The organism is Corynebacterium sp. MSK004, assembly GCF_030232515.1.
Taxonomy (GTDB): domain Bacteria; phylum Actinomycetota; class Actinomycetes; order Mycobacteriales; family Mycobacteriaceae; genus Corynebacterium; species Corynebacterium hesseae.
The window spans coordinates 135009-159692 of record NZ_JASPKB010000005.1 but is presented as its reverse complement, the minus strand read 5'-3'; the positions used below and the strand labels follow the sequence as shown (position 1 = coordinate 159692).

The following is a 24684-nucleotide window of genomic DNA, read 5'->3' as shown; positions in this document are numbered from 1 at the left end:
CGCGTTAGCAGGCGCGCGCACTAGGGTATGAGACATGAGCGAGTTTGAGCCTTCCCCCTCGCGCGAGGTCAGCGCGGCTGCGGCGCGCTTGCTTGCAGATTCCCTCCACGCCCGTGCCCGCGCCGCCCATGAGGCAGCACGCACCGCGCTTGCCGACGACCTCACGGTGCTCACCACCGGCGGCTGGGTACGCGGCTGCATCGAAGAGGAGTTGCGCACGGACCGTCCGCTGAGCGCTCCCGTGCGCTCGTGGCGCGGGATTCCTTTCGGCGCGGATACGTCGGGCGCTCACCGTTTCATGGAGCCGCGACCTGCCCCCGCCTGGGAAGGAATCCGAGATTGCCGCGAGTTCGGGCACGTGGCCCCGCAGCCCGTCTATTCCTGGACCGATCGCATCGAGGGCGCAGAGGATTGCTTGACCCTCGATATCGTTCGGCCCCACCGCTCAGGTCCGACCACTAACCCGGCGACGCCCGGGGCGCGCGAGGCGGGGGAGAAGCTGCCCGTTGTGGTGTATCTGCATGGCGGCAGTTTCATTGTGGGCTCCTCCCACATGCTGATGTTGCGCGGCTTCGAGTTCGCAGCGCAGATGGACGTGGTCTACGTTTCGGTGAATTTCCGCTTAGGTGCTTTGGGTTACCTCGACGTCCGCAGCTTAGGTGGTGAGGCCTGCGCTAACCCGGCCGTGGCGGATCAGGTCCTGGCGTTGGAGTGGGTGCGCGAGAACATCGCCGCCTTCGGCGGAGACCCAGAAAACGTCACGCTCATGGGTGAATCCGCCGGCGGCGCGGCCGTCCTGACACTCATGGCGGTGCCGCGCGCCGAGGGGCTGTTCCACCGCGCGATTGCGCAGTCACCGCCCATAGGCATGATTCATTCGCGGGCGCAGTCGGTGTTTTGGGCCCGCGAGCTGGTTCACAAGATGGCCTTGCCGCGCGATACCACCGCGGATGATCTGCGCCAGGAGGATTTTGCGGACTTGGTGCGCTCCGGGCAGTCCATGATGTGGCGCGCGGGCGAGTTGCTGTACCTGAACTCCTGCTACGCACCGACTGTCGACGGCGACCTCATCCCGCAACACCCCATCGAAGCCTTTGTGGACGGCAACCAACACCCAGTGCCGTTGCTGGTGGGAACCAACTCCGGTGAGGCTAGCTTTGGAAAGTTCCTCTTCCAGCGCCAGAGTGCCCGGGAGCGCGCGGCCCTGCGACTGCTGGCCTCCTTTGATCCGGAGAGCGCACCGGACGTCATTGCGGCCTACGGCGGTGCGGTCTCGCGCCGCGACTTTGGGGACCTGCTTACCGACGCCCTCTTCTGGGCCCCCACCGTCCGCGTGGTCTCCGAACACGCGCGGCGCTATCCGACGTGGATGTACCGCTTCGACTTCGCGCCGGCAGCACTGCGCTGGTTGGGGTTGGGGGCGATGCACTCGATGGAGCTCTCCAATATCTTTGGTGACCCAGGAGCGTCGCGCGTCTCCTTCCTGAACACCATCGCCAAGCCTTCCGAAATGGAGAACGTAACCGGGGCCATGCAGACGCAATGGGGCGAATTCATTCGGGGCGGGGCCCCGCGAGACGACTGGCCGCAGTATCGCGCTCCGCAGCGCTCGACCATGGTTTTCGATGTGGAGCCGCGCGTGGAGGAGGCGCCGATGGAGGGGCGTCGCCAAGCATGGGAGGCCTACGACATGCTGGAGTGGGGTACGGGGCGCCCGGAGATTCTGAAGGAACTGGGATTCCTGCTCAATGAGGAGAGCTATTGATGGGGATCGCAGGTAAGATGTGTGGGGCCTTGGCAGCAGCCCGGGTGAGACTCCCACATGGACGGATGTTAATCACATGAGCTTTTTTGAAGATATCGCCTCTGCGCTGGACGGGGAGGGCATTGAGTCCCGCGTCAACGACGATGTGATGTTCGTGCCCATCACCTCCGATTTGGAAATCCAGTTTGTGGAAATTGACCCCATCCTGCCGGCGGCCAACGTCTACATTGCCGCAGCCGATGTGGATGAAGACGATGAAGACTTCGAGGCCGTTTTAGTTTCCGTGGCGTTCTCCGTCGAGGATGCAGTCGAGGCTGTGTCGCGTCACATCGCGACCGACCAGGTGGTAACCGTGCTGCGTGATCTGCTGGAGGGCACCGATGAGCGCATCGCTGAGTTGGAGTTTCTCCAGGATGAGTTCAACCCGAACCTCGTCGTGGCGGAGGTAGCAAACGACTCGGAGCTGCGCGTGCTGGTGGAAACCATCGATGGTGTCCCGAGCGCAATCGTGCGTTTCCTCTCCTTCGACTTCGATGAGGAAGAGCTCGATGAGCTGGAGGATGAGGCAATCAGCAAGCTCTGGGACGTTGATACCCCGGAGGACATGAGCGAGGAAGAGCGCGTTGCCATCTTCGGTGATGCGGAAGACGAGGACGGCGGGCTAGCCCCCATCATCGAGGTTCCCGCCGAGGCCCTCGAACTGGGCACCTACACCGACTTCGACCGCCTCTTTGATGTGCTGAGCCTGGTTTCTGATCAAGCCCTGGACTGGGAAGCCCAGCTGGTGAGCATCGATGACTCCGACTTCGACGAGCCTGAGGTCTATGACATCTTCGGCGCCGACGATGAGGACGAGGAGGACGTTCTCTTCGACGACGATGAGGACGATGACGATGATTACGACGAGGACGAAGCAGAGGATGCCGATAGCGACGGTGACTCCGAGGGCTAAAAGCTCCCAGGGTAGGGTAGGTGCGTACTTTTCCCTACGTTAATGAGGAGCAACCAAAACACATGCCGGACAAGAAGGCATCTCGGAGCCAACGCCTGTGTGTTGGCTCCGCATTAGTGTGCGCGGCTCTGGCTTGGGTCCTGTCGCTGAATTCGAACTACGGTAGCGGGGACTATGTTTTTGGCTCTGTCCTCTCCATCAGTGTGTGGTGCCTGACCCTGCTCGGCGCCCTTCTCTTCCTTGCCGCGCAGTGGCGTTCTTTGGGTCATCACGCATTGCTTAACCCGTTGCTGGCGGTGGCAGTGAACCTGGTGCTGTCATCGCTGATCTTCAACGTGAACGTGCCCCTATACCTGGACATGATGGGTACAGCATTCGTGGCTATTGTCTACGGTCCGGTGTTAGGCATGGGAACAGCGCTTTTGACTGCGTGCTTGGCCAGCATCAACAACCCGCTGCTTTTGGTGTACCTCCCGGTGGCCGTGGTGGTGGCCTACCTATTTGGTTGGCTGGCACGTCGTGGTGCCTTTAAGCGGATGTTGGTCATGATGCTCACCGGCGCCGGTGTGGGTGTAGTCGCCGGGCTATTGACCACGATGTGTACCTTGCTCCTGCCCAGTGAGTATGGGCAAAGCGGACCCATCAAGCTCATGGCGCTGTGGGAGCTAATTTTGCATGACGGGCGCCTGGCGGTTCTTTTGCAGAGTCTGAGCTCCGACGTGATTGATAAGACATTCACGGCCCTCGTAGTCTGCGTAGCTATTCGCTTGGCGCCGCAGCCCATCCTCCGTCTATATGACTACCCGGAGACACGCCGATCCCGTGCCCGTGTCTTAACGGAGGACAGGTTCTCGATTTCTCTTGATGAGGAACCACCCCGCAACCTCTTGGGCCGGATGCAGCGCTACTTCTGAAAGCTCTAAAGTTGCGCGGCTCCGACCACTCGGGCCACACCTACTTTGGCTAGTAGTTAAGTAGGTTTTAAGCGGCTTGGCTGAATCCTTCGAAGAGGGAGAGCGGTGAATGCACCGGGGTATAGGTGCTATCCACCAGCCACACAAACGTCGCTGCACTGCTGCTGGAAATCTCATGCACCGCGGAGACAAGCTCCTCTGGAACCAGTGCCCGGACCCATGCCTCAGCCAAGGAGGGAGCAACGGGACGCCCAGTCGGGTCGGTGATGCGCACCGTAATGAGGTAAGAGGGCACGCGCTTTTCGCCATAACCCAGAACGCGGGCCTTAGCCCGCTCACCCACGCGGTGGCGTGAGACAGTAAAAGTCAGCGGTAGTGATTCTTCGCCTTGTATGTCTACCGGCGGCAACACCTTGGATGGTGGACGCCACTGCGGCGTGGGCCGCGCGAGCGAGCGTGGGTGGCGGATGATGCTCTCGATGGAGCGAAGCGTTTCATGGTGGTGGTAAAGGATCTCCGTGGTGAGCTCACCGGGGCTGAGCGTGGACGGGGACTGAACGGATTGGTAAATGCTGCTGTAGTTCTTCATGGCCCACACACTAGAAAACCGAGCGGACATTCCCTCCACGAGTATCGAACTCGTGTGCGATGATTTGGCGGAGTGGGATACAGTGAGTGGCGATATGAAAAATAATGCTGCGCCGCAGGTTAAAATCCCGCGGGAAATTTGGGTCATGGTCACCGCCGGGTTCATCATCGCCTTGGGGTACGGGCTCATTGCGCCGCTGCTGCCGCAGTTCATCGTCAGCTTCGACGTCTCAATGGCCGCAGCAGGCCTCGTTGTCTCCGTCTTTTCCGCCAGCCGCCTCATCTTCGCTCCGGCCGCTGGGTTCCTCATCGACCGTGTGGGCACGCGCCGCGTCTACGTGACGGGTCTCTTCACCGTTGCGGCGACGACCGGCCTGGTGGGAATGGCGCAGGAATACTGGCAGATCGTCGTCTTGCGCACAATCGCTGGCATTGGTTCGACGATGTTCACCGTCGCGGCTATGGGACTCATTGTGCGCCTGGCGCCACCCAGCATCCGCGGGCGCTGTTCGGCCACCTATGCAACATCCTTCCTGCTTGGCAATGTGATTGGCCCGCTCGTGGGCGCAAGCCTCTCCTTCTTAGGATTCCGCTGGCCTTTCGTCATTTATGGCGTTGGCGTAGCCATCGCAGCAGTCGTTGTGTGGATCCTTATGCCCTCGGTCAACGAGGCCGATGAACGCCGGCGCCACCTGACACCGATGCGCTTGGAGGAAGCCTGGGCGGATACTGCCTTCCGCGCAGTGCTGACGTCGAACTTCGCCCAAGGATGGATCAACATGGGCGTGCGCGTGGCGGTTCTCCCGCTGTTCGCGGCCGCCATTTTTGCCAACGGCGCATCCACATCCGGCGTTGCGTTGGCTGCCTTCGCCGCGGGCAACGCCATTGTTCTGCAGTTCTCCGGTTCCTGGTCGGACCGTGTGGGGCGCCGTCCGCTCATCGTTGCGGGGCTCGTGGGTTCCGCTCTGTTTGTGGGCACGCTGGGCTTGGCGACGAACATCGTTTCCCTCCTCATTCTCTCCGCCCTGTCCGGCGCGGCTTCGGGCCTTATCGCCCCATCGCAGCAGGCAGCAGTGGCGGATATCGTCGGCTCGCAGCGCTCGGGTGGACAGGTGCTATCAACTTTTCAGATGGCTGGTGACTTCGGGCAAATCTTGGGCCCCATCGTCATTGGTCTGCTGGCAGATAGGTACGGGTTTGAGGCAGCCTTTGGTTTCTGCGCGGTAGTGGCCGCGGCCGGCGTCGTGGCGTGGGTTTTCGGCCGCGACACCTTGGGGGAGAGAACAGGCATTCTGCGCGGCCTGCGCCGCCGCTACCGCCCGCGGCGATAGTAGACGGAAAACTGAAAGGCTCCGTCAGTACAGTACTGACGGAGCCTGAGTCTTCAGGGCTGTGTATCCCTAGCGAGTGCGGCGTATTTTCTTGCTGCACGCGGCCCAGCGTGGAGTGGTGCCAGTCTTAAAACTGCGCTCCCGAAAACGCGTAAAGCCGTACGTGGAAGTCTCGGAACCGTTCTCTGGTCGGCTCCACCGCTTCCGGCTACGCTTGCTGGCGGCTCCCATGATCGTCCTCCACACTTCTGCACCAAGGTAACAGAGACTGCACTCTTCTTAATCTGCTAAGAAAATCTTAAAGTGGGTTAGTTGTGGTGTCAACTTTATTATTTATATTTATGTGAGACTTAAGCCACAGTGCGTCCAGCGGCATAAAGCTGTTTAGGCATGTCACGGCGAAGGCTCCACTCAAACTGGATGGGCTTCTCGCCCCTATGCGTAACGTAGTCGACATTGCCGAGGAAGGTGTATGCCGATGCAGTGTCCACCTTGTTCCGCTTGTTAAAGCGCGTAGCAATGATGATGTTGCCGTTGAGCTCATGATGGTGGATGTAGCGCCGTGCCATCGCGGACTTGAGCGACGTGGTGGATTGGGATTCCCAGTGCAAGCGATCCGGCGCCAGTGGGTAGTCGCGGTAGTTCGTGGAAGCACTGACACTCTCGTCTTTTTGAAAGGTAACGAGGAAGAGGTCGGTGTTTGATGCATCGAAGCGCCGTACACCTTCGCGCGGCAGATTTGCCAATTTGCGCAACGTGCCATCGTCCAAAGCTCCGACGAGCTCGGCAAGACTGTAGTCGGCGTGAGTTTCCAAGACGCTGTTCGTTGACTTCTCTGGAATGACGCGGGAGCGGTCGAGCGTGAGCTGCATGACCTGAGTTACCTCAGCGACGAAGGAAGGGCATGAGCGGATGATTCCGAGGGCCTCGTCCAAGGATTCCGGTACCGGCGTATTTGAGTTCGCCCACAGCGCCAGCACGAGCATGGTGGCGTACCGAACCTGCTCGGGAGTCATGTCCTTTTGGGTGGGCCCATCCCGAGAAACCAGGAGACTGTAGGCCGCTACGCGGTTGGGATCGTTGATGTGTAACAGGACCCGGATTCGGCTGAGTAGAAACTCTTCGTGCTCGCTCGCAGGGACGGAGGGCAGAAGCTTCTCATCGCGCAGCAGCGTGGTCCACGTAATTCCCTTGCGGCGGTAGATGTCTTCTAGCGGAACTCCGGAGCTGTTAGTGAAACTGGCGAGGTCCGTTGTGCCGTAATCAGAAATAAGTGCTCGTATTTTCTTAATGGAGTTACGTGCCAAGCGCTTTATGTTCTTGAGAACGCGCTCGGTCGTTACACGGTCCAAGGTGATGTTGGAGCCTGGCGGGGCGGTAGGAAATCCTTGCTCTACCTCCTTGGCCAAGTTCTTTCCGCGAGCAGGCGTGAGAGCTTTGAAGCGCTCTTCGAAATCGAATTCTTCGTGCTGTACACCCAAGAAATCAAAGACAGTGCAGGCATTCTTTCCCTCATGGAGGCGCAGCCCGCGGCCCAGTTGTTGGACAAAGAGCACCGGGCTTTGCGTTGGGCGCAGAAGCAGCAGCGTGTTGATCGATGGGATGTCGACGCCTTCGTTGAAAATATCGACGGCGAAGATGATCTTCATAGTGCCCTCACGAAGCTGTTCAATGGCGCGGCGACGCTCATCAAGGCTGAGCTTGCTGCTGACCGCCAGAGCTGGGATGCCGAAAAGATTGAATTGCTCCGCCATGTATTCGGCGTGGGCGATGGTCACGCAAAAGCCGAGGGCTTTCATCTCGGAGAGATCGAAAATGCGACGACTGAGCTCATTGATAATGAACCTGGTGCGCTTCTCTCCAGCCTTGATATAAAACTCGCTCAGCTCCGAAGCTTTGTAGTCCTTCTTTCCGCGATTCCAGGTCAGGCTTGTCAGGTCAGTAGCATCGTCGACTCCGTAGTAGTGCAACGGTGCGAGAAGCTGGAGGCGCAAGGCATCCCAGAGGCGAAGTTCATGAGCTACGCGGTAGTCGAAATACTTTTGAACGTTCTCGCCGTCACCGCGCTCCGGAGTGGCAGTCAGCCCGAGGAGCTCACGCGGCTGCAGGTAGTCCAGAACCGCGCGGTACGTCGCGGCCTCTGCGTGGTGGAACTCATCAATGACGACGACTTCAAAATGGTCAGGCGCAAGCTGGGCTAGGCGCTTGCCATGCAGAGACTGGATGCTCGCGAAGACATGGTCCCACTGGGCGGGCTGTTCACCGCTTAAGAGGAGCTCGCCAAACCCAGCGGAACTAAGTACCTCGCGATATGTCCGCTGGGCCTGAGTAAGAATCTCGCGCCGGTGGGCAATGAAAAGCAGCCGTGGCCTGCGCCCCAGCTTCTCACACAGGCGGCGGTAGTCAAGTGCAGCCACGACCGTCTTACCTGTACCTGTGGCGGCAATGAGGAGGTTGCGGTGGCGATCGTGAACTTCGCGCTCGGAGTCTAAAGCTTCGAGCATCTCCTCTTGGTAGGGGTAGGGCTCGACGCGAAGGCCGGACAGCTCGAGCTTTTCGCCGGGCTTTGATTCGAGGAACTTGGCGCTGCCGAGAGCCGCCTTGAGGCGCGCGTAGTCCTTCTCCGGATCAAATGCTTTGAAGTGGGCATCGTACCAATAGCTGTCGAAGGTCTTGATGAACTTTTCGATGATCTCCGGCGTGGAGGAACGAGAGCCCCGGACGTTCCATTCCCAGCCGTCGACAAGCGCTGAGCGCGAGAGGTTCGAGCTGCCGATGAAGGCGGTGTCAAATCCCGACTGACGGCGGAAGAGCCAAGCCTTGGCATGCAAGCGCGTGGTCTTGTGCTCATAGCAGATTCGGACTTCAGCGCCGTAGTCTTCCACGAGTCGGCGCACTGCGGCTGCTTCGGTTGCCCCGCAGTAAGTGGACGTAATTACTCGTATCGGAATCTGGTGGTCCCTGAGGTATTCCAGTTCATCGCTGATGACCGCAATGCCCGAGCTTTTGATGAAAGCGCACAGCAGATCGACGGAATCCGCCGTTCTAATCTCGCGGGCAATCTCGACCGACATATTGGTGTCGTCCACGCTGTTGGTGAACAAGGCACTGGTGTTGAGCGAGACTTCCGGAAGCTCTGGCGGCTCTTCAAGCTCTGATCTGTAGATAGCGTAGAGCAGCTGCTCTGCGGCGATGGACTCATCTGTTCCGAGATGTTGCGCTAGCGCATTGATGAGGGCAACGCGGTCCTCCGCCTTCGTCATCTCGGTGAGCTTCTGTTCAAGTGCTTTCGCAAAATGCTGAGACACTGCCGCGGCGAAGCGCGGATTGACGTCCTTCGTTGACTCGTGAGCGATGCCCGTTGCTGCCGTGGGCCGAGCCCGCTTGGTTTCCTCGATTCGCTCCTGAACACGAGCGGTGACCGGGGTTTCGTAGATGCCGAAGGGGAGAAGAGAATCGGAACTCATAGGCGCGAAGAAATTAGTTTGACGGCGGGAATGTCTGCGGGAGCCCAGTCGAGTTCCCTTGCCTCAGGAGAGGTCACCCAACGAGTCTCATCGTGATCACTTAGAGTCAGGTCGCCAGACTCGATTGTGCACAGAAAAGTAGTTAGTTCAATGGTGGCGAAGTCATACTCATATACGGTCGTGGTGACTTTGTCGCCAACGGTTGCGGTTACGGAAAGCTCTTCCTTGATCTCACGCGCCAGCGCCTGCTCCGGGGTTTCGCCCGACTCAATCTTGCCGCCCGGAAACTCCCACATGCCGGCGAGGGACTTTCCAGGAGCCTTTCGGCAGGCCAGGAAACGATCACCGTCTGTGAAGACGGCTCCGACAACGCGAATCGGTGAACTCATGGGCACTAGTATGCCGGCTGGCCCGCGCCTTATCTAGGAATTCGCTTTCGTGGCAGCAGAAAAATGCACCGTCACAATGTCATCAATCAACCGCGCGGCCAGCTTGGCGGTGTGGGCGTCGGTGTCGAAGGTGGGGTTGAGCTCGACGACGTCGACAAGCGCTAGGCGTCCCGTGGCGGCGATGGTGAGTGCTAGTTCCCGGATGATGTTTACCGGGACGCCGAGGCCGGCGGGGGCGGAGACGCCAGGGGCTTGGTCGGCGGGCAGAACGTCCAAGTCGATGGAGAGGTGGATGGGTGTGGTGCCGGCGCAGATGCGCGCGGCGGTGTCACGCACCTGGGCGCGGTCCATGCTGAGCAGTTCCTCGTCGAGGACGACGGTGACGCCGAGGGCGGTGGCTTCGTCGAAAAGCACGGGCGTGTTGTTGGGGCGGGAGATTCCCAGGACGGAATAGTCGAAGTCCTCGCGGCCCACCAGGTCAGAAATCTGCTTGAACGGAGTACCGGAGGTGGGCACGGCGGCGGTGCGGAGATCGAAGTGCGCGTCCAGGTTGATGATCTGCAGCGGGCCTAGGGCGCGGAAGGCGCCGCGGTGAGAGCCGAAGGCAGTCTCATGGCCGCCGCCGAGGATGATGGGCAGATGCCCGGCGCGTGAGAGTGTCTCCACTGCATCGGAGAGGCGCTCGTGGGAGCCCTCCAGGTCGGTGCCTTGGGTGGTGATCGTGCCGCCGTCGTAAAGCGGGTGCGTATGGTGCAGCGCCAGGGAACCCAGTGCACTGCGCAGAGCGGCCGGGCCAGCAGCCGCGCCGGGGCGGCCATGGTTGCGCTCAACGCCCTCGTCGGAGGCAAAACCCAAGAGTGCGACGCCGGGTTCTGCCTGGGGCTTGGCGACGTCCAGCGGGCGAACCACGCTGTGCCACCGCGCATGCTCGGGGCCCGGGCCATCGGAGCGGCCGGACCACTCGGGGGCAGGGGAGTAGGCGGGGGCATCAACGGTGTTCATGGTTATCCTTTCGCGTCTGTTCCTTGCGGAGCTGTTCCCTGTGGGGTGCTCGCGGCGGCGGTGCGGCGGCCGGTGAGGTAGAAAATGGCGGTCATCAGGAGGATGAAGATAACGCCCGTGGCCAGTGCCGGACGGTACTGCTCCTGCCACACCATGATGCCAAAAGTGAAGATGATGAAGGCGATGGAGAAGTATTGGCCCCAGGGCCAGAAGGGGACGGTGTATTCCAGGCTGGCGCGTTCTTCGGTGGGCATCTGGCGGCGGGAGGCCACGTGGGCCAGGAGGATCATCAACCACACGTAGATGGTGGCGAAGGTGGCCAGGGAGGCGATGACCTCGAAGACGTTATCTGGGATGAGGGCGTTGAGCGCGGTGCCGATGATCATGACGATGAGCAGGATGATCATGGTCATGACGGGCACACCGCGGGTCTTTTTGGCCATGACTTTTGGTGCGAGGTTCTGGCGTGCCAGGCCGGTAAGGACGTTGCCGGCGCCGAAGAGATCGGCGTTAATGGCGGAAACAGCCGCGGTGATGACGACGATGTTGAGGGCGGCCGCAGCCCAGGTGACGCCGAGGGTGGAGAAGATTTGGACGAAGGGGCTTTCCTCACCGGTGATGCTGCGCCAGGGGTTGATCATGAGGATGACCAGGATGGCTAGGACGTAGAACAGCAGGATGCGCACCGGGATGGTGTTGACGGCCTTCGGCACGGACTTGGCGGGATCTTCTGCCTCCGCACTGGCGACGCCGACGATCTCCGTGCCGCCGAAGGCGAAGAGGACCAAGATGAAGGAGGCGACCATGCCGGAGACGCCGTTGGGGAAGAAGCCGCCATCATTGACCAGGTTGGCCGGGCCGGTGGTCTCCGCGGTGGAGAGTCCGAAGACGAGCACGGCCACGCCGCCTAGGATCATGGCGATGACGGCGCCGACCTTGACGATGGTGAAGGCGAATTCCAGCTCACCGAAGGCCTTGACAGTGGCGAGGTTGGCGCCGCCGACAAGGAGGAGTGTGGCCGCGACCCACACCCATTTGGGCGAGCCGGGAAACCAGAATTGCATGTAGACGCCGATGGCGGTGAGATCCGCGAGGGCCACGATGACCATTTCGAAGGCGAACATCCAGCCGGTGATGTAGCCGGCCCAGGGGCCTAGGAAGGTGCGGGCGTATTCGGCGAAGGAGCCGGTGACGGGGTGGTGCACGGACATCTCACCGAGTGCGCGCAGGAGGAAGTAGACCACGGCGCCACCGAGGAGGTAGACCAAGAGCACCGAGGGGCCGGCAGCTTGGATGGCGCCGGCGGAGCCATAGAACAGGCCGGTGCCGATGGCCGAGCCCAAGGCGATGAAGTGTAGGTGCCGGTGTTTCAAGCCGGGGCGCTTGGTGGTGGTTTCTGCCACGGGGATGCGTCCTCCTCTGTCCCCTGTATGGCGCTTGGTGGTCCTGGCGCCGCGGATTAAGGGGAGTAGTTGGTGCGGGTGGGTCTGGGAGCTACTTTCCTCTAGTTCAGACGTGGGGTCAATTTTGTGGTGGGGGTGATGCGATTGGATGTATGGCGGGGACCGCATTCTTTGCGCGGGGGTGACGTGGGTGACATTTGTTTATGGTGCCGCTAGTATGTGGAAGACCTGCGTGTGGCTGTCGCGTGGGCATGGCTTAAAAGCAACCGCCCCTTTCTTGGTGTGTGGTTGCTTGGCGCGCTCGTTTAAGAGAACGCGTTTGTGGCCGTGCTAGTGACGTGTAGTTTCCACCACCGTGAGGTAGAACATGAACTCTGAAGACGCAATCGTTGACGCCTTCTACGAGACCGAGGATGACGTGCCCTCCAAGAAGGGCATCTGGCGCCTCTTTGTCTACAGCGCTATTGGCGCTTTCGTATTCTTCTTTCCCATTAGTTATGACGGAAAGAAGTCCATCCCGCTTGACCACATGGTCACCATCATCCGCACCTATGCCGAAGTCTTGGTGCCCTGGTTCATCCTGGCGCTAGCGCTCTATGGCACGGTGCGCAGTATCCTGAATAAAAACTGGCAGGAAGGTCCGCTCCAGGCGGTCTTTACTGCGCTCAACGTAGTGGGCCTGGTGGTCTCCTTCCTGATGGTCATCGGAAAGCTGCCGGGTGTGCTGGCCAACGAAGACATCGTGCCCTTCCTGTGGAATTCCATTGCCACCCCGGTAGGCCTCATCGTGCCGATTGGCGGTGCCTTCCTAGCCCTGCTCATCAGCTACGGTTTTCTGGAATTCGTGGGCGTATTCATGCAGCCCATCATGCGCCCACTCTGGCGCACACCGGGGCGCTCCGCCATCGACGCGGTGGCTTCTTTCGTGGGTTCCTACTCGCTGGGAATCCTCATTACTGACCGCGTGTACCAGCGCGGCGGCTACACCGCGCGTGAGGCATCCATCATCGCGACGGGCTTCTCGACGGTCTCAGCGGCCTTCATGGTGATCGTCGCCAAGCAGCTCGACCTGATGGGCATGTGGGGCACCTACTTCGCGGTATCCCTCGTGGTGACCTTCCTGGTTACTGCAATCACCGTGTGGATTCCGCCGCTGAGCAGGATCCCTGATGAGTACGTCGACGGCGTGCAACCGGACCCCGAAAAGCCGGTCAAGGGTAACTTCATCAAGGCCGCCTGGCGCGAGGCGCTGCTGGCGCTGGACCGCGCGCCGTCCTTGGGCGCTGCCATCTGGGAGAACCTGCGCGATGGTGTGCGCATGGCGGCGGCGATCGTGCCCTCCATCATGTCGGTGGGCCTGATTGGCCTTTTGCTGGCTAACTTCACCCCGCTCTTCGATTGGTTGGGCTACCTGTTCTATCCCTTCGCATGGATTGTCCAGCTGCCGGAACCGGCGCTCGCGGGCAAGGCAGCCGCTATGGGAATCGCGGAAATGTTCCTGCCTGCCACCGTGGCGGCTGGGTCCTCGAGCATGGTGCTCAAGTTCGTCATCGGTGTGGTCGCGATTTCCGCCATCATTTTCTTCTCCGCGCTGGTGCCCTGCATCCTGGCCACCAAGATTCCGATCAAGCTGTGGCAGCTTGTGGTCATCTGGTTCGAGCGCGTGGTGCTGACCATCATTATTGCGACGCCGATTGCCTTCCTGGTGACCTAAGGAAGGCTCAGTCGAGGGCTCACTAGAATGTGGGCCCATGAGTACCTCCCGAGTCCCGGCGGCGCGCAACGCGCTGGAGATCCTGCGGCTGTTGTCCACCATCGACGTGCCGATTTCCGCCGCACGCATCCGCAGTGAGCTGGACCTGCCGCGCTCGTCCACCTACCACCTGCTCAAGGAGATGGTGGACGCGGGATTCGTGGTGCACCTTCCGGAGAACCAAACCTATGGGTTGGGGCTCGCTGCCTACTCTATGGCCGCGGCTTATGCCACGCAGCAGCCCCTCGTGAAGGCAACGCAGGGGCACCTTGAACGCATCGCCAGCAGCGTGGGCGGCTCGGGGCACCTGTCGCGCTTGGCGGGGTCGGAGATCCTCTACCTCAACGAGGTGCGCGCGCCGGGTGCGCTGTCACTGGTCACGGAGAGGGGAGTGCGCCTGCAGGCACAAAAGACGGCCTCCGGGCGCGCCATGCTGGCGCTGCTACCAGAAGCGGAATGGAAGGCGGCGTATTTCCCTGGTTCCTTAGGTTTTGGGGAGTACAAGGAGATTCTGCGCCAGGTGCGTGAGCGCGGGTGGGCCGAAGAAGTTGAGGTGGTGGCGCGGGGGCAGGCGTCGGTTGGCGTAGCGGTGGTAGACCACGTGGGCAGGCCCGCGGCGGCGCTGGCTGTGACCTTTCCCGTGGGCACCGTTGATGCCGCCGGCGCGGCGGAGAAATTACACGCGGCTGCGCAGCAGGTTGCGGCGAGGATGTACGGGCGCCGTTAGTGCGCGTGGGTGTGCGAGGTGCTTGCGCGCCGGGGAACCTGTTGTACTATGAGCGCAGCGCGTAAGGCTGTCGCGCGTATCACTATTTTTCTAAACTTGTGAAAGCAAGTACGTGTTTTCGCGTGCCTTTTTACCCCTTCTTGAAAGGGGTGAGGTGCGGGTAATGCAGTGACGTCGAAGGAGCCTTACATGTCCAATTCTTATCCCTCAACCGTGACCGTGGGTATCGGTGCGCTGAGCATCGAAGAGGTTGTAGCCGTAGCGCGCTATGGCGCACAGGTAGAGATTTCCCAGGATGCGCTTGAGGAAATCGCCTCCACACGCGAGCGCGTCGAGGAGCTGGCGCAGGACCCGACTCCGGTCTATGGCATTTCCACCGGCTTCGGCGCCCTGGCCCGCCGTCACATTCCGGAGGAGATGCGCGCGCAGCTGCAGCTTTCGCTGGTGCGCTCCCATGCTGCGGGCACGGGCCCGGAGGTAGAGCAAGAGGTTATCCGCGCGCTCATGTTGCTGCGCCTGTCCACCCTGTGTACTGGCCGCACCGGCGTGCGTCCGGTGGTGGCGGAAACCTACGCGGCAGTGCTCAACGCGAACATCCACCCGGTGGTCCGCGAGTACGGTTCCTTGGGCTGTTCCGGCGACTTGGCTCCGCTCGCGCACTGCGCGCTGGCGCTGTTGGGTGAGGGCGAGGTGCGCGTCGATGGCGGCGACATCACCCCGGCCGCCGAAGCCCTGGAGGCTGCCGGCATTGAGCCGCTCAAGCTGCGGGAGAAGGAGGGCTTGGCGCTAATTAACGGCACCGACGGCATGCTGGGGCAGCTGTGCCTGGCTATTACAGATCTGCGCGAACTGGCCAAGACCGCGGATATTGCCACCGCAATGACGGTGGAAGGTCTGCTGGGCACTCTGGTGGTCTTTGCCGATGATCTGCAGCAGCTGCGCCCACATCCGGGCCAGGCAGATGCCGCAGCCAACATCCTTCAGGTTGCAGAGGGCTCGGAGATTCTCGCGGCCGCCCTCGAGGACTTCAAGAAGAAGCAGGTCCAGGACGCCTATTCGGTGCGCTGCGCCCCGCAGGTGGCCGGTGGTTTCCGCGATACTTTGGCGCACACCGCCTTGGTGGCTGAGCGCGAGCTGGCCGCGGCCGTCGACAACCCGGTCGTGGCCAAGGATGGGCGCGTAGTCTCCAACGGCAACTTCCACGGCGCGCCGGTGGCCTATGCGCTGGACTTCCTGGCCATCGTCGTAGCCGACTTGGCCTCCATTTCCGAGCGCCGCACTGATCGTTTCCTCGATGTTGCGCGCAACCGCGGCCTCAACGCCTTCCTGGCCGATGACCCGGGTGTGGACTCCGGCCACATGATTGCGCAGTATGCGCAGGCGGGCATTGTCTCTGAGCTCAAGCGCCTGGCCAACCCGTCTTCGGCGGATTCCATCCCGTCTTCGGCGATGCAGGAAGACCACGTCTCCATGGGCTGGTCGGGTGCGCGCAAGCTGCGCAAGGCAGTCGACGGTCTGCAGCGCGTGCTTGCCATCGAAATTCTCACCGCCGCCCGCGCTATTGATATGCGCGAGGGCCAGCCGGCCAAGGGCACCGGCGCGGTCATCGATGCGCTGCGCCAGACCGTTCAGGGGCCGGGCACTGACCGTTACCTCTCCCCGGAGATCGAGGAGACCGTGCGCCTGGTTAAGGAAGGTGCATTGGTGGATGCGGTAGAGGGGGCCGTCGGCACGCTGCGCTAACTCCGCCCCAGCCCCATGGCATGTGCCATGGGGCTTTCTCGTGCCGTCTCAGTTCCAAAAGCGCAGACCTGGAAGTGCAGACCTGTTCGGGAAGCGCGCCGCTGCAGTACTGGTCGTGCGACAGTCTTGTATCTGAGACAGCTAGCCAGAAAGAGAGCTAGTTCAAGGTTATGGGTCACAGTAACTTGTCCTGTGTGACGCTGACCAAGCCCTAAAAGGGACAGCCCCGGGGAACCGGCCTTGGTGGGTTTGGGAGCGCGTCGAAAAGCACGAGCGAAAGGAAGTCATGTCTGAACCCCGCGAAGTACGCGCCCCGCGCGGAACCGAAATCACCGCCAAGTCTTGGCAGACCGAAGCCCCGCTGCGCATGCTCATGAATAACCTCGACCCCGAGGTTGCCGAGCGCCCCGAGGACCTCGTAGTCTACGGCGGCACCGGACGTGCTGCCCGCAGCTGGGAAGCCTTCGATGCCATCGTGGAGTCGCTGAAGGATCTCGAGTCCGACGAGACGCTGCTGGTTCAGTCCGGCAAGCCGGTGGGTATTTGGAAGACCAACGAGTGGGCGCCGCGTGTGCTCATCGCCAACTCCAACCTGGTCGGCGACTGGGCCAATTGGGAGCACTTCCGCAAGCTCGAGGACGAGGGCCTGATGATGTACGGTCAGATGACGGCCGGCTCCTGGATTTACATCGCCACCCAGGGCATCCTGCAGGGTACTTTTGAGACCTTCGCGGCTGTGGCCAAGAAGCGCTTCAACGACACGCTCGCCGGCACCTTCACCCTGACTGGTGGTTGCGGCGGCATGGGCGGCGCGCAGCCGCTGTCCGTTACTTTGAACGGCGGCGCCTGCCTCATCGTCGATGTTGACGAGACCCGACTGAAGCGCCGCCAGTCCAAGCGCTACCTCGATGAGGTCGTCACCGACCTCGACGAGGCCCTCAAGCTGGTGCTCGACGCCAAGGAGAACAAGAAGCCGCTGTCCGTGGGTCTGGTGGGCAATGCCGCCGAGGTCTTCCCGGAGGTGCTGCGCCGCCAGCGCGCCGGTGAGTTCACCGTGGATATCGTTACGGACCAGACCTCCGCGCACGACCCGCTGAGCTACCTGCCCACCGAAATCACCGTCGAGGATTGGCACAACGAGGCCAAGGCGGACCCGACCACCTTCACGAAGAAGGCTCGCGAGGCCATGGCCGCCCAGGTCCAGGCCATGGTGGAATTCCAGGATGAGGGCGCCGAGGTCTTCGACTACGGCAACTCCATCCGCGACGAGGCCCGCAAGGCCGGCTACCAGCGCGCCTTCGAGTTCCCGGGCTTCGTCCCGGCCTACATCCGCCCGCTCTTCTGCGAGGGCCTTGGCCCCTTCCGCTGGGCAGCGCTCTCCGGCGACCCGGAGGACATCAAGGTCACCGACCAGGCACTCAAGGAGCTTTTCCCGGACAACGAGCACCTGCACAACTGGCTTGATGCCGCCGAGGAATACGTGGAGTTCGAGGGCCTGCCGGCGCGTATTTGCTGGCTGGGCTACAACGAGCGCCACAAGGCCGGCCTGCTCTTCAATGACTTGGTCAAGGAAGGCAAGATCAAGGCCCCGATCGTCATCGGCCGTGACCATCTGGACTCCGGCTCCGTGGCCTCCCCGTACCGAGAGACCGAGGCCATGCTCGATGGCACCGACGCCGTGGCTGACTGGCCGCTGCTCAACGCTATGACCGCAGTCTCCTCCGGCGCCACCTGGGTGTCCATCCACCACGGTGGTGGCGTGGGCATGGGCCGCTCCATCCACGCGGGCCAGGTTACCGTCGCCGATGGCACCGAGCTGGCCGCCGCCAAGCTGCGCGCGGTGCTCACCAACGACCCGGGCATGGGCGTTATCCGCCACGTGGATTCCGGTTACACTCGCGCCAAGGAAGTCGCCGACGAGCGCGGCGTGCGTATCCCGATGGAATTCAAGGCCCGCGACTAGACAAGAGAGGAAAAGAAGATCATGTCCACCCTGTTTACTGGAATCTCAGAGCTGCGCACGGTGTCGGAGACAGGCACGCTTGCCGACGCCTCACTCATCGCCAACACCGACGGCACCATCGCCTGGATCGGCCCAGCCTCCGAGGCGCCGGCCGCGGACGAGAAGGTCGACCTTGGCGGCCGCGCAGTTCTGCCGGGCTGGGTGGATTCCCATACCCACATGATCTTCGACGGTGACCGCTCCGCCGAGTTCGAAGCCCGCATGGCGGGCGAGTCTTACCAGGCCGGCGGTATCGCCGTGACCATGGATGCGACCCGCTCGGCGGGGGAGGAGCGCCTGGAAAAGCTCCTGGTGGAGCGCATCGCAGCGGCCCGCCGAGGCGGTACAACGACCCTGGAGACCAAGACCGGCTACGGTCTTAATACCGAATCCGAGGTGGAGGCTGCTCGCGTGGCGGCCCGCCACGTCGATGACGTGACTTTCCTCGGCGCGCACCTCGTGCCGCCGGGGGCGGAGGCTGAAACCTACCTCGACGAGGTTGTGGGCCCGATGCTCGACGGCGTGGCCGAGCACGTGCAGTGGATTGACGTCTTCTGCGAGCGCGGTGCATTCGACGAGGAGCAGTCGCGCCGCGTGCTCGAGGCTGGCAAGGCCCGGGGCTTGGGCGTGCGCGTGCACGGCAACCAGCTCGGCGAGGGTCCAGGCGTAGCACTCGCAGTGGAGTTGGGCGCGGCCTCCGTGGATCACGTCAACTACCTCAGTGATGCCGATGTTGAGGCGCTGGCCTCCTCCGAGACGGTGGCCACGCTGCTGCCGGCCTGCGACCTGTCCACGCGTGAGCCGCTGGCGCCTGGCCGCAAGCTTATTGATGCCGGCGCGACCGTCGCCATCGCTTCCAACCTCAACCCGGGCACCTCGTACACGTCCTCGATGAACTTCTGCGTGACCACGGCCGTGCTCCAGCAGCACCTGACTCTCGATGAGGCCATCGCCGCCGGCACGCTGGGTGGTGCCACCGCGCTGCGCCGCCAGGATGTCGGTGAGGGTAAGGACGCGAAGGGCCGCCCGGCCAAGGGCTCGCTGGTGGTCGGCGCTGCCGCGGACCTGCATGTCCTCGATGCCCCGAGCGCTATCCACCTGGCCTACCGCCCGGGCATGCCGATGACCTGGAAGACCTTCGTGGGTGGCCGCGAAGTCTAGGCCGGGGCAAAGGCACCATTTGAGGGGCACCTTATAAAGAAACCGACATGTATTGACGTGGGGTTTTAGATTTCGGAAGCCGCAAATGGTGCCTTTGGGTTTGGTATCTTCGGTCTTTTCGGGCCTTCGCGGACGGGGACTAAGTGTGATTCAAAGGGCTGGGTCAAATGGGGCTGAGTTAAAGGGCCTTGGCTGAAGTTCGAGGTGCCGGGGTGCCGCGTCGGGAAGAGACAGGTCGTGGGGAGAAATAGCTAATCTCACCTCAGTGCCGTACTCTGGTTTGAGCAATGAGCATTACCGATAACGCCACCGGCGGCGTCAACGAGCCGGAAGAATTCAATAAGTCGGAATCTCAGGAAAACTCGCAAGGTGGCGAAGCATTGGACGCTTCGCAGGTGTCGAACCATGACACCGGGGCTGCGAATAACCCTGAGGACACCGGCGCTGAAGAAGCTTCAGCCAACGACAACTCCCAGGGTTTTGCACACCTCGGCCTTCCCGATGACGTTCAGGAAGCCGTGTCCAAGGTGGGCTTTACCAAGCCATCCCCGATTCAGGAAGAAACCATCCCGATCCTCATGGAGGGCCGCGACGTCGTCGGCCTCGCCCAAACGGGTACGGGTAAGACCGCAGCCTTTGCACTGCCGGTGCTCTCCCAGATCGATACAGAAGCCCGCTATCCGCAGGCCCTTGTCCTTGCGCCTACGCGCGAGCTGGCCCTCCAGGTTGCGGACTCCTTCCAATCCTTCGCGGACCACCTTGGCCGCATCGAAGTCCTGCCCATCTACGGCGGCCAGGCCTATGGCATTCAGCTCTCTGGTCTGCGCCGTGGTGCCCAGATCATTGTGGGTACCCCGGGCCGTGTCATCGACCACCTGGAGAAGGGCTCCCTGGATATCTCCCAGTTGCGCTTCCTCGTCCTCGATGAGGCAGACGAGATGCTCAACATGGGCTTTCAGGAAGACGTTGAGCGCATTCTTGAGGACACCCCAGAGGACAAGCAGGTAGCGCTGTTTTCGGCCACCATGCCGAACTCCATCCGCCGCCTGTCCAAGCAGTACCTCAACAACCCTGCCGAAATAACGGTGAAGTCGGAGCGCCGCACCAATGACAACATCACGCAGCGCTTCCTCCTGACGCCGCACCGCCACAAGATGGATGCCTTCACTCGCATCCTCGAGGTCATTGACTACGACGCCATCATCGTCTTCTGCCGCACGAAGCATGCCACGGAGGATGTCGCTGACAGCCTCAAGGAGGCCGGCTACAACGCCGCTGCCATTAACGGCGATATCGCGCAGCAGCAGCGTGAGCGTACCGTCGATCAGCTCAAGGATGGCCGCCTGGACATCCTGGTGGCTACCGACGTTGCTGCCCGCGGCCTCGACGTCGACCGCATCACCCACGTGGTCAACTACGACATCCCGAATGACACCGAGTCCTACGTGCACCGCATTGGCCGTACCGGCCGTGCTGGCCGCACTGGCGAGGCCATCCTGTTCGTCACCCCGCGTGAGCGCCGCATGCTGCGCTCCATCGAGCGCGTGACCAACGCCCGCCTGGAGGAGATGGATCTCCCGACCGCGGATGAGGTCAATGCCAAGCGCAAGGAGAAGTTCTTCGCCGCCATCGGCGCCTCTCAGCAGGACAAGCAGTTCGACTTCTTCCGCGACATGGTGCGCGAATACTCCGCGGCAGAGAACGTGGCGATGGATGACATCGCGGCCTCCCTGGCTGTGCAGCTGCAGGGCGGAACGGACTTCCTGCTCAAGGAACGCCCGGTGTCCAAGAACGACCGCCGCGAGCGCGATCGCTTTGAGCGCGATGGCCGTGGGCGTGACCGCGATCGTGATGGCCGCGGGCGTGACCGTGGTGGCCGCGACCGTGACCGCGGCCCGCGCCGTCCGGACGGGGACTTTGAGACGTACCGGCTGGACGTCGGCAAGCGCCAAGGCGTGCGCCCCGGCGCCATTGTGGGTGCGTTGGCCAACGAAGGTGGCCTGACCTCCAAGGACTTCGGCCGCATCACCATCGCCGTGGGCCACACCCTGGTGGACCTGCCGAAGAACCTGGACCCGGCGGTGCTGGACCGTCTCAAGGACACCCGCATTTCCGGCCAGCTCATCAAGATCCAGAAGGATACCGGACGCCCGCCGCGCCGGAACTTCGACGATGACCGGGGCCGCGGCGGTTACGGCGGGCGCGGACGTGGTGGACGCGGTGATCGTGGCGGATACCGTGACCGTGACCGTGGTGGACGCGGCCGTGATCGTGGTGGACGCCGCGGCGGCTGGCGCGACTAGCCTTCGCTCGGCGCCGCGGCGGCGTTAGATCCAGAAACCTCCCAAGCTCATAAGAGCCTGGGAGGTTTCGCTTTTGGGGCCTAAACCCGAAGGATTAGACGTACATCAGGATGGCGCACACAACCCACAGCAGGTTGAAGATGCCGGAGAACATAGCCAGCTGCTTCTTTAGCTTGGCCACATCGGCGCTGCCTGGGGCAGCAATCGCGGACATGGCCTGGTTCTGCTTCGGGATGACCACGACGAGCAGGATAACCCAGGCGATGACGGCCAGAAGAAGAGCGATGTGGAACTGGACCTGGGACTTGTAAGCGTCGAGATCGGTAAGGAAGACAGCCAGACCGATAACCGGAACGATGGCGGAAATGTAACCATACGTCGAGGTGATCTTATTGAGGACGCCGGCGGCACCAGCCGCAGAAGCATCACCGGAGCCAGCCTTTGCCAGCTGACCGGGGAAGGCGGAGGTGGAGATGCACACGGTACCGACCAACAAGATAGCGGCGAAGGCGTGGAGGAAGATGAGCAAGCTAGTCATGGGAGGGTGCTTATACCTTTCTGTACGGGGCTTTTCCCTGCGAGAGTCTAACGGCGCGGTGAGATGAAATCGAATCGACACTGGTGGCGCATGACCACGTAGTCGCGGGAGGGCAGCGGTAGTTGGTATTTGCGGGCCACTGCGGCAAGCCGCTGCGAGTAGTCGCAACGGTCGGCGGGTGGGAGCCAATCGGCCGGCAGAGAATCGGACTTGGCCTGGTTGAGGTTGCGGGCGGTGGCGACGAGGTTGAGCGGATCGTTAGCAAAGGCCATCTTCTTATCCGGCGGCCAAACTGATGCCCCAAGGTCCCAGGCCGCCGCGAGCGGGAAGACGTGGTCAACTTCCACGCGGTCCGGCGCGGGCGCGCGGGCATAGGGATCGTAGAGGGCCCCGTCGATAGTCTGCGCGGCCTTGACGTTGTCCCGTGTTCCAGGTGCCCATCCGCCGAAGTCTTCCCGTTCATAGCCGGGGACCTCCACGCGCGCGGGCACGGTTGCCACGCCCAGATCAGGTCCGGGGAGGAGGTGATAGCCGCCGTAGACAACGGTTGCCACGGAGAGGAAGCCTATATAGACCGTGCGCAGGTTCATGCACTTTTAGACTGCGCGGGGGTGTTCGCGGTTCCCGTATGAGCAGGAAGCCTGTGAGTGCACAGGGAGGGCTACATGGATGCAGTCAAAAGGCATTTCCCAGAAGGCATCAGTAAGAAGGTTTCTTTGGGGGCAAAGACACCTTTTAGAGGCTCGCACACGGCGTTCTCGAAGCAAAGGCACCTTTTGAGAAATGCCTTTTGAGTAGCGACCATGTAGAGCCATCCGATCCAATCACAAGCGAAACCCCGCCACAGCAGTAACTGGACTGCTGGAGCGGGGTTCGCGCGTGAGGGGAGAGGGGGAGAGGCCTACTTCTGAACCTGCTCCGCTGCCTCCTCGAAGTCCAAGTCATCGTTCTTCTCAACGAGCTTAGCCAGGCGGGATGCCTCCTCGAACTCCTGGGTGACCTTCTCATCCGGAGCCTTGGTGGCCAGGGAAACACCGACAGTCACGAGAAGAGCGGAGATGAAGCCCGGTACCAGCTCGTAGAGGGTATCGCCCAGCGGGCTCATACCCCAGCCAATCGCAACGACAGCACCGGTGATCATGCCGGCGATGGCGCCAGTGGAGTTGAGGCGCTTCCAGTACAGCGACAGCAGCACCAGCGGGCCGAAGGCGGAACCGAAGCCGGCCCAGGCGAAGCCGACCAGACCCAGAATCGAATCCGACGGGTTGATGGCCAACACGGCAGCGATGACGGCGATGGCCACGACAGCGGTACGGGACAGGTTGATCAGGACGTTCTGGCTCGGCTTCTTCTTAGCGAAGATGAGGTAGAGATCCTCAATGAGGGAGGTGGAGACCACGAGCATCTGGGAGGACATCGTGGACATGATGGCCGCAAGAACGGCGGTCAGGACCAGACCAGCAAACAGCGGGTGGAACATGACCTGGGCCATGTCCAGGAAGATGGTCTCGTAGTTCTCCTGGTCAGTAATGGAGTGGCTGGTCTCAGTGAAGAAGACCGTGCCGGAGAGCGCGACGAAAATAGCGCCGATGAGGGAGATACCCATCCAGCTCACACCGTAGAAGCGGCCCGCGCGGGCGTCGGAAGGCTTGCGCAGCGCCATGAAGCGCACGATGATGTGAGGCTGGCCAAAGTAGCCCAAGCCCCAGGCCAGGTTGCCGATGATGACGGCGGCAGACACACCAGAGAACAAGGAGAAGTAGTCAGGGTTCTCAATTACACCACCGGTGGCGTACGGGTTCTCAGCGGCGAAGCTGAAAATCTCGCCCGGGTTGTCCAAGGAGAAGAGCACCATGATCGGCACGATGATGAGAGAGGCGAACATGAGCAGGCCCTGGACGGTATCGGTGTAGGACACCGCGAGGAAGCCGCCGACGAAGGTATAGAAGACCGTCACGGCAGCCACGACGAGCATGCCGACCATGTAGTCACCGCCGAAGCTGGACTCGAAGTAGCGGCCGCCGGCCACCATGCCGGAGGAGACATAGAAGGTGAAGAAGAAGATGATGATCGCCGCCGCGATAATGCGCAGCAAGCGCGACTTATCGTGCAGGCAGTTCTCAAAGAAGGAGGGAACGGTAATCGAGTTGCCGGCGATCTCGGAGTAGGAACGCAGACGCGGCGCGACCCACTTCCAGTTGGCCCAAGCGCCGATGAGAAGGCCGATGGCCATCCATAGCTCGGACATGCCGGTCAGGAACAATGCGCCGGGCAGGCCCATAAGCAGCCAGCCGGACATATCGGAGGCGCCGGCGGATAGGGCGGCTACGAACGGGTGAAGGCCGCGGCCGGCGAGAACGTAGTCGTCGTACTCATCCGTCTGCTTGTAGCTCCAGAAGCCGATGGCGGCCATGGCAAGCAGGTAGATGATCATCGCAACGACATACCAAGTGGAGTCTTGCACTGATCTCTCCTTGAGATTGAGATTAAGAATAGGACTCATCCACGCTAACGAGGCAAAAGGCCCTACCCAACTGAAATTCGGCACCTTGACCAGTATTTGGTTACCTTGGTCACAGCTTAATGCACGGTCTTACTGGTGTTACGCCGTTATGTAACGAGACTGTAACAATTGCGTATTTGGGC

The 24684-nt window shown here is 61.7% G+C and carries 18 protein-coding genes; 10 read left to right on the top strand and 8 right to left on the bottom strand.

The genetic code is table 11. The features are described 5' to 3' along the window. The first annotated feature begins 34 nt into the window (after nt 1–34). From QP999_RS07560 to QP999_RS07550, 3 genes are all read left to right on the top strand, one after another. Nucleotides 35–1765, top strand: coding sequence for a carboxylesterase/lipase family protein (locus QP999_RS07560; protein ID WP_284848006.1), 1731 nt, complete (start codon nt 35–37; stop codon nt 1763–1765). A 76-nt stretch (nt 1766–1841) separates the two neighbouring features. Then, entirely contained in the window at nt 1842–2717 is an 876-nt protein-coding gene (locus QP999_RS07555) for a DNA primase (protein ID WP_070547270.1), read from the top strand. 62 nt (nt 2718–2779) lie between these two features. Further along, nucleotides 2780–3631, top strand: coding sequence for a hypothetical protein (locus tag QP999_RS07550; protein ID WP_070547269.1), 852 nt, complete (start codon nt 2780–2782; stop codon nt 3629–3631). A 67-nt stretch (nt 3632–3698) separates the two neighbouring features. On the opposite strand, the gene QP999_RS07545 is transcribed toward QP999_RS07550, so the two are convergent. After that, nucleotides 3699–4220: a hypothetical protein gene (locus tag QP999_RS07545; RefSeq protein ID WP_246819891.1), complete on the bottom strand. Its 522-nt coding sequence runs from the start codon at nt 4218–4220 to the stop codon at nt 3699–3701. Between the two features lie 94 nt (nt 4221–4314). Between QP999_RS07545 and QP999_RS07540 the strand changes: the two genes are divergently transcribed. Continuing rightward, entirely contained in the window at nt 4315–5550 is a 1236-nt protein-coding gene (locus tag QP999_RS07540; RefSeq protein ID WP_070547289.1) for an MFS transporter, read from the top strand. Between the two features lie 350 nt (nt 5551–5900). On the opposite strand, the gene QP999_RS07535 is transcribed toward QP999_RS07540, so the two are convergent. The 4 genes from QP999_RS07535 to QP999_RS07520 are packed head-to-tail and all read right to left on the bottom strand — an operon-like array spanning nt 5901 to nt 11811. Then, nucleotides 5901–9017, bottom strand: coding sequence for a DUF3427 domain-containing protein (locus tag QP999_RS07535; RefSeq protein WP_284848005.1), 3117 nt, complete (start codon nt 9015–9017; stop codon nt 5901–5903). Then, nucleotides 9014–9406, bottom strand: a complete 393-nt coding sequence (locus tag QP999_RS07530; RefSeq protein ID WP_284848004.1) for a (deoxy)nucleoside triphosphate pyrophosphohydrolase — start codon at nt 9404–9406, stop codon at nt 9014–9016. Before QP999_RS07530 ends, QP999_RS07535 begins: the two co-directional genes overlap by 4 nt. Before the next feature lie 33 nt (nt 9407–9439). Next, a complete protein-coding gene (gene hutG / locus QP999_RS07525) occupies nt 9440–10408 on the bottom strand; it encodes a formimidoylglutamase (protein ID WP_284848003.1) in 969 nt (322 codons plus the stop codon). A 2-nt stretch (nt 10409–10410) separates the two neighbouring features. Next, on the bottom strand, nt 10411–11811 hold the full coding sequence (locus QP999_RS07520) for an amino acid permease (RefSeq protein WP_284848002.1): 1401 nt from the start codon (nt 11809–11811) through the stop codon (nt 10411–10413). Nucleotides 11812–12178: 367 nt separating this feature from the next. Between QP999_RS07520 and QP999_RS07515 the strand changes: the two genes are divergently transcribed. The 6 genes from QP999_RS07515 (at nt 12179) to QP999_RS07490 (ending at nt 21500) form a co-directional block, all read left to right on the top strand. Continuing rightward, nucleotides 12179–13525 carry a YjiH family protein gene (locus QP999_RS07515; protein WP_284848001.1) on the top strand — a complete coding sequence of 449 codons (1347 nt, stop codon included), beginning with the start codon at nt 12179–12181 and terminating at the stop codon, nt 13523–13525. Nucleotides 13526–13562: 37 nt separating this feature from the next. After that, complete coding sequence (locus QP999_RS07510; RefSeq protein ID WP_284848000.1) at nt 13563–14291, top strand: IclR family transcriptional regulator; 729 nt, start codon at nt 13563–13565, stop codon at nt 14289–14291. 189 nt (nt 14292–14480) lie between these two features. Next, nucleotides 14481–16034, top strand: a complete 1554-nt coding sequence (gene hutH / locus QP999_RS07505; protein ID WP_284847999.1) for a histidine ammonia-lyase — start codon at nt 14481–14483, stop codon at nt 16032–16034. Between the two features lie 286 nt (nt 16035–16320). Further along, nucleotides 16321–17997: a urocanate hydratase gene (gene hutU, locus QP999_RS07500; protein WP_070528883.1), complete on the top strand. Its 1677-nt coding sequence runs from the start codon at nt 16321–16323 to the stop codon at nt 17995–17997. Between the two features lie 21 nt (nt 17998–18018). After that, nucleotides 18019–19197 carry an imidazolonepropionase gene (hutI, locus tag QP999_RS07495; protein ID WP_284847998.1) on the top strand — a complete coding sequence of 393 codons (1179 nt, stop codon included), beginning with the start codon at nt 18019–18021 and terminating at the stop codon, nt 19195–19197. Between the two features lie 287 nt (nt 19198–19484). Next, nucleotides 19485–21500 (top strand): DEAD/DEAH box helicase, encoded by a 2016-nt coding sequence (locus QP999_RS07490; protein ID WP_269948162.1) that lies wholly within the window; start codon nt 19485–19487, stop codon nt 21498–21500. A gap of 94 nt (nt 21501–21594) precedes the next feature. Here QP999_RS07490 and QP999_RS07485 read toward each other — a convergent pair whose 3' ends face one another. From QP999_RS07485 to putP, 3 genes are all read right to left on the bottom strand, one after another. Continuing rightward, nucleotides 21595–22038, bottom strand: a complete 444-nt coding sequence (locus QP999_RS07485) for a DUF2269 domain-containing protein (RefSeq protein WP_284847997.1) — start codon at nt 22036–22038, stop codon at nt 21595–21597. A gap of 47 nt (nt 22039–22085) precedes the next feature. After that, on the bottom strand, nt 22086–22628 hold the full coding sequence (locus QP999_RS07480; protein ID WP_070524985.1) for an HNH endonuclease family protein: 543 nt from the start codon (nt 22626–22628) through the stop codon (nt 22086–22088). Nucleotides 22629–22939: 311 nt separating this feature from the next. Continuing rightward, a complete protein-coding gene (putP, locus tag QP999_RS07475; RefSeq protein WP_284847996.1) occupies nt 22940–24502 on the bottom strand; it encodes a sodium/proline symporter PutP in 1563 nt (520 codons plus the stop codon). Nucleotides 24503–24684: the final 182 nt, after the last annotated feature.